Here is a 13,190-nt window from a genome sequence, read left to right as displayed (position 1 = left end):
CAGGGTGGGGGCGCCGGACTACGGTAGGCGGCTCCGCACCGTCAGCCAATCTGGTTATCCACAGGCCCTGTGGACGAGAGAGCAGATGCTGTGGAGAACCGCCCGGAACCTGTGCACGGAGCAGGGGACAGCACTGTGGACAAACTCATAGACCCGCCGCAAAGACCCCTGTGACCTGCCCTTTTCCCATCCACCGGCTGTGGGGGAGAAAAAGTTGGGCAGTCGGGGCGAGATCACCGCGCGTCCTGCACACGAGTTGCCCACAGGGAAGCAAGTGTAAGGACTGCTGCGTCATTGCATCTGTTACCTGTGGAAGATTAGATTGGCTGCCATGATCCAGCCACCGGGAACCCCGTCTTCCCGCCGCCGACGGCACGACCGCGAGATCATCGCGCTCGCCGTCCCGGCCTTCGGCGCGCTCGTGGCCGAGCCGCTGTTCGTGATGGTCGACAGTGCGATCGTCGGCCATCTCGGCACCCCTCAGCTGGCCGGACTGGCGGTCGCCGCCGCCCTTCTGACGACCGCGGTGAGCATTTTCGTCTTCCTCGCGTACGCCACCACCGCAGCGGTCGCCCGCCGGGTGGGCGCCGGCGATCTCGCCTCCGCGATCCGGCAGGGCATGGACGGCATCTGGCTGGCGCTCCTGCTCGGAGTCGCCGTCATCGCCCTGACGCTCCCCCTCGCCCCCTGGCTCACCGAGGTGTTCGGCGCCTCCTCCACAGCGGCGCCCCATGCCATCACCTACCTCCGGATCTCCAGCCTCGGCATCCCCGCGATGCTGGTGGTGATGGCCGCAACCGGCGTCCTTCGAGGCCTGCAGGACACCCGCACGCCGCTCTACGTCGCCATCGGCGGTTTCGCCGCCAACGCGGCCCTCAACGCCGGCCTCGTCTACGGCGCCGGCCTGGGCATCGCCGGATCGGCCTGGGGCACCGTCATCGCCCAACTCGCGATGGCCGCGGCGTATCTGGTCGTCGTCGTCCGGGGGGCCCGACGCCACGGCGCGTCGCTGCGCCCCGACGCTGCGGGCATCAGGGCCTGTGCCCAGGCGGGTGCGCCCCTCCTGGTCCGGACGCTGTCGCTGCGGGCGGTCCTGCTCATCGCCACGGCGGTCGCTGCCCGGCTCGGCGACACCGATATCGCCGCGCACCAGATCATCCTCTCCCTGTGGAGCCTGATGGCCTTCGCCCTCGACGCCATCGCCATCGCCGGGCAGGCCATCATCGGGCGCTACCTCGGCGCGGGCGACGCGCAGGGCGCGCGCGAGGCGTGTCGCCGGATGGTGGAGTGGGGAATCGCGTCCGGTGTGGTGCTGGGCGTGCTGATCGTCTTGACCCGCCCCTTGTTCGTCCCCTTGTTCACCAGCGACACGGCAGTGCGGGACGCCCTGCTGCCCGCACTGCTGGTGGTGGCGGCCACCCAGCCGATCGCCGGCGTCGTCTTCGTCCTGGACGGCGTACTGATGGGCGCCGGCGACGGACCGTACCTGGCGTGGGCCATGCTCGTGACGCTGGCCGTGTTCGCCCCCACGGCCCTCCTGGTCCCCGCCCTGGGCGGAGGGCTCGGTGCCCTGTGGGGCGCGATGGCACTGATGATGATCGTGCGGATGGCGACGCTCTGGCTTCGTACCCGCTCGGGAAAGTGGCTGGTCACCGGCGCGACCCGTTGACCGCCCCGGGACGTTTCACGTGAAACGGCGAAGGACCGCACCCCGGAGGGTGCGGCCCTTCACTGTTCTGCTGAGGTGCGGCCCGATCAGGCAGCAACGACCTCGACGCCGAGCTTCGCAGCGACCTCGGGGTGCAGACGCACGGACACCTGGTGCCCGCCGAGCGTCTTGATCGGCGAGCCCAGCTCGACGCGACGCTTGTCGACGTCCGGGCCACCGGCGGCCTTGATCGCCGAGGCGATGTCGGCCGGGGTGACGGAGCCGAAGAGGCGTCCGGCGTCGCCGGAGCGAACGGCCAGACGGACCTTCACGGCCTCCAGCTTGGCCTTGACCTCGTTGGCCTGCTCGATCGTGGCGATCTCGTGGATCTTGCGGGCGCGGCGGATCTGCGCCACGTCCTTCTCGCCACCCTTGGTCCAGCGGATGGCGAAGCCACGCGGAACCAGGTAGTTACGGGCGTACCCGTCCTTGACGTCTACGACGTCGCCAGCGGCACCGAGGCCGGTGACTTCCTGGGTGAGGATGATCTTCATGTTTCGGTCACCCTTCCCTTATCGCGCGGTGGACGTGTAGGGCAGCAGCGCCATCTCACGGCTGTTCTTGACTGCCGTGGCGACGTCACGCTGGTGCTGCGTGCAGTTGCCGGTGACGCGGCGGGCACGGATCTTGCCGCGGTCGGAAATGAACTTCCGCAGCATGTTCGTGTCCTTGTAGTCCACGTACTGGGTCTTGTCCTTGCAGAACGCGCAGACCTTCTTCTTAGGCTTGCGCACAGGCGGCTTCGCCATGGTGTTTCTCCTGTGTGATCAAGAAGTGGGGGTACGAGCTTCCCTAGAAGGGGGGCTCGTCCGAGTAGCCGCCGCCGGAACCGCCGGAGCTTCCGCCCCAGCCGCCTCCGCCTTGCTGGCCGCCCTGGCCGCCGGCCGGAGCGCTGGTGGCCCACGGGTCGTCGGCGGGAGCACCGCCGCCACCCTGCTGACCACCACCGGGACCGCCGCCCCAGTTGCCGCCGCCCTGCTGGCCGCCGCCGTATCCACCCTGGCCGCCCTGGCCACCACGACCGGTGGTCTTGGTGACCTTGGCGGTGGCGTTCTTGAGGCTGGGGCCGACTTCCTCGACATCCAGCTCGTAGACCGTGCGCTTGACGCCCTCGCGGTCTTCGTACGACCGCTGCTTCAGCCGGCCCTGCACGACAACGCGCATGCCTCGCGTGAGCGACTCGGCGACGTTCTCCGCCGCCTGCCGCCAGACCGAGCAGGTGAGGAACAGGCCTTCGCCGTCCTTCCACTCATTGGTCTGCCGGTCGAAGATGCGGGGAGTGGACGCGACACGGAACTTCGCGACCGCCGCACCGGACGGGGTGAAGCGCAGCTCGGGGTCGTCGACGAGATTGCCGACGACCGTGATGACGGTCTCGCCTGCCATGGGTGAACCTCTCGGCGGGGATTTCTTGGCTGCTTGCTGCTACTCGGACCCGATGACCGCTGAGCTAGAAGCTCAGTGGATCTCGGGACGGAGGACCTTGGTCCGGAGGACCGACTCGTTCAGGTTCATCTGGCGGTCGAGCTCCTTGACGACCGCAGGCTCGGCCTGCAGGTCGATGACCGAGTAGATGCCCTCGGGCTTCTTCTTGATCTCGTAAGCGAGACGACGACGGCCCCAGGTGTCGACCTTCTCAACCTTTCCTTCGCCCTCACGGACGACGGAGAGGAAGTTCTCGATCAGCGGGGAGACTGCTCGCTCCTCGAGATCGGGGTCGAGGATGACCATCACCTCGTAGTGACGCATGTGGAACCCACCTCCTTTGGACTCAGCGGCCACGGTCGTTCCGTGGCAGGAGGGTCGTGATGCGTTGAGCAACGGTGCCCGAGTAAAACAGCTCCCACTGACAGCGCCCTCGGGGAAGAGGTGCGGTCCGTGCTGGCCTGGGCAGACACCGGTGCAGACCGACCAGAGTACCCGCAGACCGCCTTCCGGTTGAAATCCAGTGGTCAGGGGACGCAATCTGTACACATCGGGTGTGAGCGGCGCCACGACGCGCCGCATGTCGGCCAGGAGGTACTCCATGGCACACGTAACGCGGACCCGCCCCTCCGTCTCCCTCTTCGCCACGGACGGCAGGCCCCATCCGCTGCAGGACGCGCTCGTGGTGGTCACGCTCGTCCTCGGCGCCCTCGCCTTCATCTCGGCGATGTTCCACCACCTGCACCTGCTCAGCTCATGGGCGGGCCTCATCGGGATCCTCACGGGGGCGTACGGCCAGTACATCTCCGTCACCACGCGCGAGAGGTTCCCACTGATCATCGGCATGGGCGCGTCCGCCCTCGGGTTCTTCCTCGGCATGGCCCACGGCGGACTCTTCGGCGGCGTGATCGGCTGACCTCTCGGGTCCGGCCCGGGCGGCCCCGCCACCGGACGGGGCCGCCCCCGCACGCGTACAGGCACACGGGGCCAGACCGCTCGCTCCACGGCCACAGTAGGCTTCGGCGCGAGAGCCGGAGCCCCTGACCGATGGGGACACACCTGCCGAGGAGCGCCCCGCATGAGCCTGACCCTGAGGACCATCAGCCGAGAGCAGCATCTGGCCTACATCCAGAGTCTGCCCGCGGCCAGCCACATGCAGGTCCCGGCCTGGGCGGACGTGAAGGCCGAATGGCGCTCCGAGAGCCTGGGCTGGTTCGACAAGACCGGTCAGCTCGTCGGCGCCGGTCTGGTGCTCTACCGGCAGCTCCCCAAGATCAAGCGCTACCTGGCGTACCTGCCCGAAGGCCCGGTCATCAACTGGTACGCCCCGAACCTGAGCGACTGGCTGCAGCCGATGCTGGCCCATCTCAAGCAGCAGGGCGCCTTCTCGGTGAAGATGGGCCCGCCGGTGGTCATCCGCCGCTGGGACGCCGCGGCCATCAAGTCCGGCATCCAGGACCCGGACGTGAAGCGCCTGCGCGACGTCGAGGCCACGCACATCGAGCCGCGCGCCTTCGAGGTCGCCGACCGGCTCCGGAAGATGGGCTGGCAGCAGGGCGAGGACGGCGGCGCCGGCTTCGGCGACGTACAGCCCCGCTACGTCTTCCAGGTCCCGCTGGCGAACCGCTCGCTGGAGGACGTCCACAAGGGCTTCAACCAGCTCTGGCGGCGCAACATCAAGAAGGCCGAGAAGGCCGGTGTCGAGGTCGTCCAGGGCAGCTACGCGGAGCTCTCCGAGTGGCAGCGGCTGTACGAGGTCACGGCGGAGCGCGACCGCTTCCGTCCGCGCCCGCTCGGCTACTTCCAGCGCATGTGGACGGCCCTCAACAGCGAGGACCCCAACCGGATGCGGCTCTACTTCGCCCGTCACGAGGGCGAGAACGTCGCGGCGGCGACCATGCTGATCGTCGGCGGACACGTCTGGTACTCGTACGGCGCCTCGGCCAACCACAAGCGTGAGGTCCGCCCCTCGAATGCGATGCAGTGGCGGATGCTGCGCGACGCGTACGCCATGGGCGCCACGGTCTACGACCTGCGCGGCATCTCCGACTCGCTGGACGAGACCGACCACCTCTTCGGGCTGATCCAGTTCAAGGTCGGCACCGGCGGCCAGGCGGCCGAGTACCTCGGCGAGTGGGACTTCCCGCTCAACAAGCTGCTGCACAAGGCGCTCGACATCTACATGTCACGCCGCTGATCCGAGCCCCACAGCTGACGAAACCGGCTCCATTGGTTTCAATGGGGCCTGAACACGCTTCTCCTCCCTGATCCACCGCAGCCACCAGAAGGGTTCCGGACCGGCCATGGCGCTCTCCCTGTACGTCGACACCGCGCGCTGGCGGGCGCACCAGAAATCCGTTATCGACCAGTTCCCCGGCATCGTGCCGGTCTGCAAGGGCAACGGGTACGGCTTCGGCCACGAACGGCTGGCCGACGAGGCGATCCGCTTCGGGTCAGACATCCTCGCGGTCGGCACCACCTACGAGGCGGCCCGCATCAAGGACTGGTTCAGCGGAGACCTGCTGGTCCTCACGCCGTTCCGGCGCGGTGAGGAACCGGTGCCGCTGCCCGACCGCGTCGTACGGTCCGTGTCCTCCGTCGACGGGGTGCACGCCCTGGTGGGCGCCCGGGTCGTCATCGAGTGCATGAGCTCCATGAAGCGCCACGGCGTCAAGGAGGAAGAGCTCGGCCAGCTGCACGCGGCCATCGAGGACGTGCGCCTCGAAGGCTTCGCCCTCCACCTGCCGCTGGACCGTACGGACGGGTCGGACGCCGTCGAAGAGGTCATCGCGTGGATGGACCGCCTGCGGGCGGCCCGGCTGCCGCTGCACACGATGTTCGTCAGCCACCTGCGCGCCGACGAGCTCGCCCGGCTGCAGCAGCAGTTCCCGCAGACCCGGTTCCGCGCCCGCATCGGCACCAGGCTCTGGCTCGGGGACCACGAGGCGACCGAGTACCGGGGCGCCGTGCTCGACGTCACCCGCGTCGTCAAGGGCGACCGGTTCGGCTACCGGCAGCAGAAGGCCGCGTCCGACGGCTGGCTGGTCGTCGTCGCCGGAGGCACCTCGCACGGTGTGGGTCTGGAGGCCCCGAAGGCCCTGCACGGCGTGATGCCGCGAGCCAAGGGCGTCGCCCGGGCCGGCCTGGCCACCGTGAACCGCAACCTGTCCCCGTTCGTCTGGGCGGGCAAGCAGCGCTGGTTCGCCGAACCGCCGCACATGCAGGTGTCGATCCTCTTCGTGCCCTCGGACGCCGAGGAGCCCCGGGTGGGCGACGAACTGGTGGCCCACCTGCGCCACACGACCACGCAGTACGACCGCATCGTCGAGCGCTGAGTCCGCGCGCGCCCGCCCCGCTCAGTCGGCGGCGGGCGTGCCGGCCGTGCCCCACTCCACCCGCGGCCCGGACGCCGCGGGCAGCGCTTCCCGGCGGGCGGCCCCCCTCTCGACCAGGTCGGACAGTACGAACACGTCCTCGGCCCCGTCGAGCACCCCGCCCGAGGGATCGTCCGAGCCGTCCCGCCGCACCCCGTCGCGATCCGGCATCAGGATGTCCCGCACGACGACGGCGCACAGGTAGAGCGTGCCCAGCAGATGCAGCACGATCGCCAGCTGATAGCCCTCCGTCGGCAGCCCCTGGTGCTTGTCGCCGCTCGTCGTGTACGCGAGGTACAGCCAGATCCCGAGGAAGTACAGGACCTCGCACGTCTGCCAGATCAGGAAGTCCCGCCACCGGGGCCTGGCCAGCGCGGCAAGCGGGATCAACCACAGGACGTACTGCGGTGAGTAGACCTTGTTGACGAGGATGAACACCGCGACGACGAGGAACGCGAGCTGCGCGAAGCGCGGCCTGCGCGGGGCCGTCAGGGTCAGGACGCCGATCGCGGCGCACAGCGCGATGGTGGTCACCGTCGAGACGGTGTTGACCGTGCCGACGTCGATGGACTCACCGGTGCGCTGCGTGATGACCAGCCAGAACGACCCGAAGTCGATGCCGCGTTCCTCGCTGAAGGTGTAGAACTTCTTCCACCCCTCGGGCGCGAAGGCCATGACCGGCAGATTGACCACCAGCCAGGAGCCGGCCGTGCCCAGCGCCGCCGCCCCGAACTCCCGCCACTTGCCCGCCCGCCAGCAGAGGACGAACGCGGGCCCCAGCAGCAGGACGGGGTAGAGCTTCGCCGCCGTCGCAAGGCCGATGAGGATGCCGAACGCCAGCGGACGGCTCCGCGACCACATCAGCATCGCCCCGGCGGTGAGAGCCACGGCCAGCAGGTCCCAGTTGATCGTGGCGGTGAGGGCGAAGGCCGGCGCGAGCGCCATCAGCAGGCCGTCCCAGGGGCGCCGCCGGTGCGTACGGGCGACGCATACGGCGATCACGGCGGTGCAGATCATCAGCATCCCGGCGTTGACCAGCCAGTACGCCTGCTCCTGCTCCTGGATGGAGCCGCCCGGGGTCAGCCACGCCGCGACCTGCATGAACACCCCGGTGAGCACGGGGTACTCCAGGAACTGCATGTCCCCGGGCAGCCGGTCGAAGTACGGCACGAGTCCGTCGGCGAAGCCGCGCCCCGAGTAGAGGTGCGGGATGTCCGAGTAGCACGCGTGCGTGTACTGGGAGCCGGCCCCCCTGAACCACGCCCAGTTGTAACAGGGCAGCTTCTGCACCATGCCGAGCGCGAACATCCCGATGGCCACCAGGGCGATCGCCCCCACCGGGGTGAGCGCGGCGCTGCCGAGCCGCGACCAGCGACCCGACCTCCCACCGATCAGCTCGCTCCCGGCCGCCGCGACCTCGTCCCGGTGCGTGGGCCGTACGAGGGGCTGTTCCTGGTGCACGCTCGTGTCCTCTGCGCTTGGCATGCCGCACATCCTGCCGTACGGCGCTGTGGAACGGGTGAGGGCCGCCGCACCGAGGTGCCGCGGCCCTCGCCTCCTGTCCTGATCACCTCGCGCCGGACCGTGTACCGGGCGCGAGGCGTACTGCGTACCGGGCTCTACCCGGTCGCGCCACCCCACCAGTTGTTGTTCCCGGTGCTGTTGTTGCCGGTGCTGTTGGAGTTGCCGCCGTTGGCACCGTTGTCGTTGCCGCCGTTGGTGGTACCCCCGTCCGTACCGTCGTCGCCGCCGGTCGTGCCGGCGTCCGCGCCGCCGTCGTTGCCCTGGCTCGTGCCCGCGTCCGTGCCGCCGTCGTTGCCCTGAACGGTGCCCGCGTTGGCGCCGCCGTTGTTCTGGCAGTTCCAGCCCCACGTACCGCAGCTGTCGGTCGGGTCGGGGGTCGGCGTCGGCGTCGGCGTCGGTGTCGGGGTCGGCTTCGTCGTCTCGGTCTCGGTCGGCGTGGGCGTGGGCGTGGGCGTCGGCGAGGGCTTCTTGGACGCGCCGCCCCCGTAGACCTTGTCCCCGATCGGCTCCGCCTTCGGGAAGGGCTGGGCCTTCACGCCCTTCATGGCCTCGGCCATGTAGTCGTGCCAGACCTGTGCGGGGAAGGAGGCACCGTGGATCTTGTCCTTGCCGCCGGTGCCGTACATCTTCTCGAACCCGCGGTCCTTGTTCTTCTCGTTGTCGTCCAGCCGGTACATGCTGATCGCCGTCGACAGCTGCGGGGTGTAGCCGACGAACCACGCCGACAGGTTGTCGTCCGTCGTACCCGTCTTGCCCGCGACCTCACGGCCCGGGAGCTGGGCGGATGTACCGGTCCCCTTCTCCACGACGTTCTTGAGCACGTCCGTGACGTTGTCGGCGATGGCGCTGTCGAAGGCGCTCTTGGTGACCATCTTGTGCTGGTACTCCGGCTTGCCGCGCTTCTCCACCTCGGTGACGGAGAACGGCTCCCGCTGCTGCCCCCGGGCCGCGAAGGTGGCGTAGGCGCCGGCCATGCTCGTCGCGCTCGGCGAGGACGTACCGATCGAGAACGACGGCACGCTGGAGTCCGCCATGTACTGGTTGTCCTCCAGCCCTGCCGCGATGGCGGCCTTCTTCACCTTGTCCGTGCCGACGTCCATGCCCAATTGCACGTAGGGGGAGTTGGCGGACCACTGCATGGCCTCACGCAGGGTGATGTTGCCGTACGAATCGTGGTCGTCATTGGTCTGCAGCCACTCCTTCCCTTCCTTGTCGACCCAGACGTCGCCGTTGTACTTCCTGATCTTCAGCTTGTTGGCGCCGTTGTAGATGCTGAGCGGCGAGACCTTCGTACGCTGTGAATCGTCCTGGTCCGGGCCGCCGGACGGGTCCCGCTTGCCGTACTCCATGGCGGCTGCCAGCACGAAGGGCTTGAAGGTCGAACCGACCGCGGCGCCGGTGGGATCGGCGTTGCTCTGGAAGTGCTTGGTCGCGTCCACACCGCCGTAGATCGCCTGGATGGCACCGGTCTTGGGGTCGACCGACGAGCCGCCGAACTGCACGTGGGTGTCGTACAGCGGGCGCTTCTTGGGATCGATGTTCTCGTCGTAGACGCGCTTGACGGCCTCGCTGAGCTGATTGACCTTCTTCTTGTCGAAGGTCGTGTGAATCTCGTAGCCGCCCTGGTCGAGCATGTCCTTGGTGATGCCGGTCTTGGCGAAGATCTCGGCCTTGGCGGTGTTGACGAGGTAGCCGATCTGGCCGCCCAGCTGGGCGTTCCGCTTCGGCTTGTCGGGCATCGGGAACTCCGTGTACCGGTCCCGCTCCTTCTGCGTCATCCGGCCGTCCTTCACCTCCTCGTCCAGGATCCATTTCCAGCGCTTCGTCGCCCGCGCGAGGTTCTTCTCCGGGGTCGCCTGCACCGGGTCGACCTCCGGCGCGCCGGCCGGGTCGTAGTAGCTGGCGCCCTTGAGGAGACTGGCCAGGAAGGCGCACTGGCTCGCGTCCAGGTTCTTGGCGTCCTCGCCGTAGTACGTACGGGCCGCGGCCTGGAGGCCGGAAGCGCCGCGCCCGTAGTACGAGACGTTCAGGTACCCGGCCATGACGTCCTTCTTCTTCATCTCGCTGCCGACCTTGAGCGTGATGAAGAGCTCCTCGAACTTGCGGCCGAGCGTCTGCTTCTGAGAGAGCCGCGAGTTCTTGACGTACTGCTGGGTGATCGTCGAGCCGCCCTGGACCTGGCCGCCCTTGGCCATGTTGAAGACGGCACGGGCGATACCCATGGGGTCGATGCCGTGGTCGCTGTCGAAGGACTTGTTCTCGGCGGAGATGACGGCGTTGCGCATCGCCTCCGGAATCTGCGCGTAGTCAATGACCTGGCGGTTGACCTCACCGCCGGTGGCCACCATCTGGGAGCCGTCGCTCCAGTAGTAGACGTTGTTCTCCGCCTTGGCGGCGTCCTTGATGTCCGGCTTCGCGACCATCGCGTACGCGAGACCGGCGAGCCCCATCAGCAGGCCGAGGAAGCCGATGCACAGGCTGGACACCAGCTTCCAGGACGGAATCCAGCGTCGGAGGCCCTGACGGCCGGCGCGCGGATAGTCGACGAACCGCTTCTTGGCCGGGCGCCGGCCCCCTCGCCCACGGTCCTCGTGCCCGTCGTCCCCGCCGCCGCGGCGCCGTCCGCCACCGCCGTCGGAACCTCCACGGCCTCCGCCACCGCGCTGGGCCGCCCGTCTGGCGGCTGCTCGGCCTGCGTACGGGGCCTCCTCGCTGCGCGAGTCGGAAGGTGAGGCTGAAGTTACTCCGCGTGACGGAGCTGCGCGGCGTCCTGAGGACTGCTGGGCGGCTCGTCGGGCCGCGGCACGTCCGCCACCTTGCGGTTGCGACGTTTTGCGACGGTGCTCGCTCATCGAACGACTACTCCTCGGGCAGGCGAGAGCGCCTGGAAGCGGCAGGTGAGATCCGGTCCCCCGAATGACGGGCCAGCCCGGCGACAGGCTCGCCCGCAGTGCATCCGGATGGCCCGCGAACACTGACGCACGCGCGCGTCTCGCGGTTCCCGGTGGTCTGCATGCCGCACAGACTACGCACGGTCAAAACCCCCCCGGGACCGAACTTCACCTCAAATAACGCAAGTCGGTTCCTACGAATTGTCGATGTGACGCCGCTCACTGAGGCTGCCCTTGTCGGCATCGCCGGTCCGATCTATCGTGCTGATGTATCGAGTCGATACATCAGCTCGGTACATCGACCCGGTACAAGGGACCGCGGGAGCACTCGGAGAAGGAGGGGCGAGGTTGAGCAGACGTTCAGGCATCCTCGAGTTCGCCGTCCTCGGACTGCTCCGCGAATCCCCGATGCACGGCTATGAGCTGCGCAAACGCCTCAACACTTCGTTGGGCATCTTCCGTGCCTTCAGCTACGGGACGCTCTACCCCTGCCTCAAGACGCTGGTCGCCAACGGCTGGTTGATCGAGGAACCGGGGACCGCTCCGGCGGAGACGACACCCGGCTCCGGCCGGCCCGTCGCTCCCGCCTCGTCCCTGGCGGGGCGCCGCGCCAAGATCGTCTACCGATTGACGGCTGAAGGTAAGGAGCACTTCGAGGAGCTGCTCTCGCACACCGGGCCCGACTCCTGGGAGGACGAGCACTTCGCGGCTCGCTTCGCCTTCTTCGGGCAGACGGAGCACGACGTGCGCATGCGGGTGCTGGAAGGGCGTCGCAGCCGGCTGGAAGAGCGCTTGGAGAAGATGAGCGCCTCTCTGGCCCGCACCCGCGAGCGCCTCGACGACTACACACTTGAGCTGCAGCGACACGGCATGGAGTCCGTGGAGCGCGAAGTGCGCTGGCTGAACGAGCTCATCGAGAGCGAGCGGTCGGGACGGGATCAGCGACGATCCTCGCCCGAGGGCTCAGCTCAGCAGAAGACCGCAGGAGAGCCTGACGGCCTGCCCCGGCGGGGAGACAACCCGCCGGATCCGTCCGGCGACACCGCCAAGTGAGTTCGCCGCAGATCCGCGGCGGGCTCATCAGAAACATCCATTACACACAGGGAGCAACCGGAATGGGTTCGGTTCGCGTAGCCATCGTCGGCGTGGGCAACTGCGCCGCCTCGCTGGTCCAGGGCGTCGAGTACTACAAGGACGCCGATCCGGCCGGCAAGGTGCCCGGCCTGATGCACGTCCAGTTCGGCGACTACCACGTGCGGGACGTCGAGTTCGTCGCCGCCTTCGACGTCGACGCGAAGAAGGTCGGCCTGGACCTCTCGGACGCCATCGGCGCGAGCGAGAACAACACCATCAAGCTCTGCGACGTGCCGCACGCCGGTGTCACCGTCCAGCGCGGCCACACCCACGACGGCTTGGGCAAGTACTACCGCCAGACCATCGAGGAGTCGGCCGAGGCCCCGGTCGACGTCGTCCAGATCCTCAAGGACCGCAAGGTCGACGTCCTGGTCTGCTACCTCCCCGTGGGTTCCGAGGTGGCCGCGAAGTTCTACGCCCAGTGCGCCATCGACGCCAAGGTCGCGTTCGTCAACGCCCTTCCGGTCTTCATCGCCGGCACCAAGGAGTGGGCGGACAAGTTCACCGAGGCCGGTGTCCCGATCGTCGGCGACGACATCAAGTCGCAGGTCGGCGCCACCATCACGCACCGCGTGATGGCGAAGCTCTTCGAGGACCGGGGCGTCATCCTGGACCGCACGATGCAGCTGAACGTCGGCGGCAACATGGACTTCAAGAACATGCTCGAGCGTGAGCGCCTGGAGTCCAAGAAGATCTCCAAGACCCAGGCCGTCACCTCGCAGATCCGTGACCGCGAGCTCGGCGCGGACAACGTCCACATCGGCCCGTCGGACTACGTGGCCTGGCTGGACGACCGCAAGTGGGCGTACGTGCGCCTCGAGGGCCGCGCCTTCGGCGACGTCCCGCTGAACCTGGAGTACAAGCTCGAGGTCTGGGACTCCCCGAACTCGGCCGGTGTCATCATCGACGCCGTCCGTGCCGCGAAGATCGCCAAGGACCGCGGCATCGGCGGCCCGATCCTCTCGGCTTCCTCGTACTTCATGAAGTCCCCGCCGGTCCAGTACTTCGACGACGAGGCCCGCGAGAACGTCGAGAAGTTCATCCGCGGCGAGGTCTCCAACTGACCCCCGTGAGTCAGCCGCGCACGTGAGGAGCGGCAACGCTTCTCACCTGCCACGCTGATGAGGGCCTCCG

12 protein-coding genes are annotated in these 13,190 nt (G+C 68.3%); 6 read left to right on the top strand and 6 right to left on the bottom strand.

What is annotated here, in order from left to right; genetic code table 11:
• Nucleotides 1–331: 331 nt before the first annotated feature.
• Nucleotides 332–1,669: an MATE family efflux transporter gene (locus G3I41_RS06265; RefSeq protein ID WP_164399291.1), complete on the top strand. Its 1,338-nt coding sequence runs from the start codon at nucleotides 332–334 to the stop codon at nucleotides 1,667–1,669.
• A gap of 86 nt (nucleotides 1,670–1,755) precedes the next feature.
• Here the strand turns inward: G3I41_RS06265 and rplI are convergent, their stop codons facing one another.
• From rplI to rpsF, 4 genes are all read right to left on the bottom strand, one after another.
• Entirely contained in the window at nucleotides 1,756–2,202 is a 447-nt protein-coding gene (gene rplI, locus G3I41_RS06260; RefSeq protein WP_018101870.1) for a 50S ribosomal protein L9, read from the bottom strand.
• Nucleotides 2,203–2,220: 18 nt separating this feature from the next.
• Nucleotides 2,221–2,457 (bottom strand): 30S ribosomal protein S18, encoded by a 237-nt coding sequence (gene rpsR, locus G3I41_RS06255; protein WP_003967857.1) that lies wholly within the window; start codon nucleotides 2,455–2,457, stop codon nucleotides 2,221–2,223.
• 43 nt (nucleotides 2,458–2,500) lie between these two features.
• A complete protein-coding gene (locus G3I41_RS06250) occupies nucleotides 2,501–3,094 on the bottom strand; it encodes a single-stranded DNA-binding protein (protein ID WP_143617562.1) in 594 nt (197 codons plus the stop codon).
• A gap of 72 nt (nucleotides 3,095–3,166) precedes the next feature.
• Nucleotides 3,167–3,457, bottom strand: a complete 291-nt coding sequence (rpsF, locus tag G3I41_RS06245) for a 30S ribosomal protein S6 (RefSeq protein WP_018101872.1) — start codon at nucleotides 3,455–3,457, stop codon at nucleotides 3,167–3,169.
• 277 nt (nucleotides 3,458–3,734) lie between these two features.
• Here rpsF and G3I41_RS06240 point away from each other — a divergent pair, with 277 nt between their 5' ends.
• The 3 genes from G3I41_RS06240 (at nucleotide 3,735) to G3I41_RS06230 (ending at nucleotide 6,468) form a co-directional block, all read left to right on the top strand.
• Nucleotides 3,735–4,049, top strand: a complete 315-nt coding sequence (locus G3I41_RS06240) for a hypothetical protein (protein WP_164399290.1) — start codon at nucleotides 3,735–3,737, stop codon at nucleotides 4,047–4,049.
• A 162-nt stretch (nucleotides 4,050–4,211) separates the two neighbouring features.
• Nucleotides 4,212–5,330 (top strand): peptidoglycan bridge formation glycyltransferase FemA/FemB family protein, encoded by a 1,119-nt coding sequence (locus G3I41_RS06235; RefSeq protein ID WP_164399289.1) that lies wholly within the window; start codon nucleotides 4,212–4,214, stop codon nucleotides 5,328–5,330.
• A gap of 106 nt (nucleotides 5,331–5,436) precedes the next feature.
• A complete protein-coding gene (locus G3I41_RS06230) occupies nucleotides 5,437–6,468 on the top strand; it encodes an alanine racemase (protein ID WP_018101875.1) in 1,032 nt (343 codons plus the stop codon).
• A 21-nt stretch (nucleotides 6,469–6,489) separates the two neighbouring features.
• Here the strand turns inward: G3I41_RS06230 and G3I41_RS06225 are convergent, their stop codons facing one another.
• Together G3I41_RS06225 and G3I41_RS06220 are read right to left on the bottom strand one after the other, a co-directional pair.
• Nucleotides 6,490–7,992 (bottom strand): glycosyltransferase 87 family protein, encoded by a 1,503-nt coding sequence (locus G3I41_RS06225; RefSeq protein WP_164399288.1) that lies wholly within the window; start codon nucleotides 7,990–7,992, stop codon nucleotides 6,490–6,492.
• 134 nt (nucleotides 7,993–8,126) lie between these two features.
• A complete protein-coding gene (locus tag G3I41_RS06220; RefSeq protein ID WP_239081501.1) occupies nucleotides 8,127–10,883 on the bottom strand; it encodes a transglycosylase domain-containing protein in 2,757 nt (918 codons plus the stop codon).
• A gap of 387 nt (nucleotides 10,884–11,270) precedes the next feature.
• Here G3I41_RS06220 and G3I41_RS06215 point away from each other — a divergent pair, with 387 nt between their 5' ends.
• Both G3I41_RS06215 and G3I41_RS06210 read left to right on the top strand, forming a co-directional pair.
• Entirely contained in the window at nucleotides 11,271–11,975 is a 705-nt protein-coding gene (locus tag G3I41_RS06215) for a PadR family transcriptional regulator (protein ID WP_164399287.1), read from the top strand.
• A 62-nt stretch (nucleotides 11,976–12,037) separates the two neighbouring features.
• Nucleotides 12,038–13,120 (top strand): inositol-3-phosphate synthase, encoded by a 1,083-nt coding sequence (locus G3I41_RS06210; protein WP_164399286.1) that lies wholly within the window; start codon nucleotides 12,038–12,040, stop codon nucleotides 13,118–13,120.
• The last annotated feature ends 70 nt before the right edge of the window (nucleotides 13,121–13,190 follow it).

The sequence above is a fragment of the Streptomyces sp. SID9727 genome, assembly GCF_010550605.1.
Lineage (GTDB): Bacteria > Actinomycetota > Actinomycetes > Streptomycetales > Streptomycetaceae > Streptomyces.
The sequence above is the reverse complement of the archived record's forward strand: the minus strand, read 5'-3'. Positions and strand labels throughout refer to the sequence as shown.

Coding starts and splice junctions, on each gene's coding strand:
- G3I41_RS06265 (WP_164399291.1), top strand. CDS start 332: ATGATCCAGCCACCGGGAACCCCGTCTTCCCGCCGCCGACGGCACGAC.
- rplI (WP_018101870.1), bottom strand. CDS start 2,202: ATGAAGATCATCCTCACCCAGGAAGTCACCGGCCTCGGTGCCGCTGGC.
- rpsR (WP_003967857.1), bottom strand. CDS start 2,457: ATGGCGAAGCCGCCTGTGCGCAAGCCTAAGAAGAAGGTCTGCGCGTTC.
- G3I41_RS06250 (WP_143617562.1), bottom strand. CDS start 3,094: ATGGCAGGCGAGACCGTCATCACGGTCGTCGGCAATCTCGTCGACGAC.
- rpsF (WP_018101872.1), bottom strand. CDS start 3,457: ATGCGTCACTACGAGGTGATGGTCATCCTCGACCCCGATCTCGAGGAG.
- G3I41_RS06240 (WP_164399290.1), top strand. CDS start 3,735: ATGGCACACGTAACGCGGACCCGCCCCTCCGTCTCCCTCTTCGCCACG.
- G3I41_RS06235 (WP_164399289.1), top strand. CDS start 4,212: ATGAGCCTGACCCTGAGGACCATCAGCCGAGAGCAGCATCTGGCCTAC.
- G3I41_RS06230 (WP_018101875.1), top strand. CDS start 5,437: ATGGCGCTCTCCCTGTACGTCGACACCGCGCGCTGGCGGGCGCACCAG.
- G3I41_RS06225 (WP_164399288.1), bottom strand. CDS start 7,992: ATGCCAAGCGCAGAGGACACGAGCGTGCACCAGGAACAGCCCCTCGTA.
- G3I41_RS06220 (WP_239081501.1), bottom strand. CDS start 10,883: ATGAGCGAGCACCGTCGCAAAACGTCGCAACCGCAAGGTGGCGGACGT.
- G3I41_RS06210 (WP_164399286.1), top strand. CDS start 12,038: ATGGGTTCGGTTCGCGTAGCCATCGTCGGCGTGGGCAACTGCGCCGCC.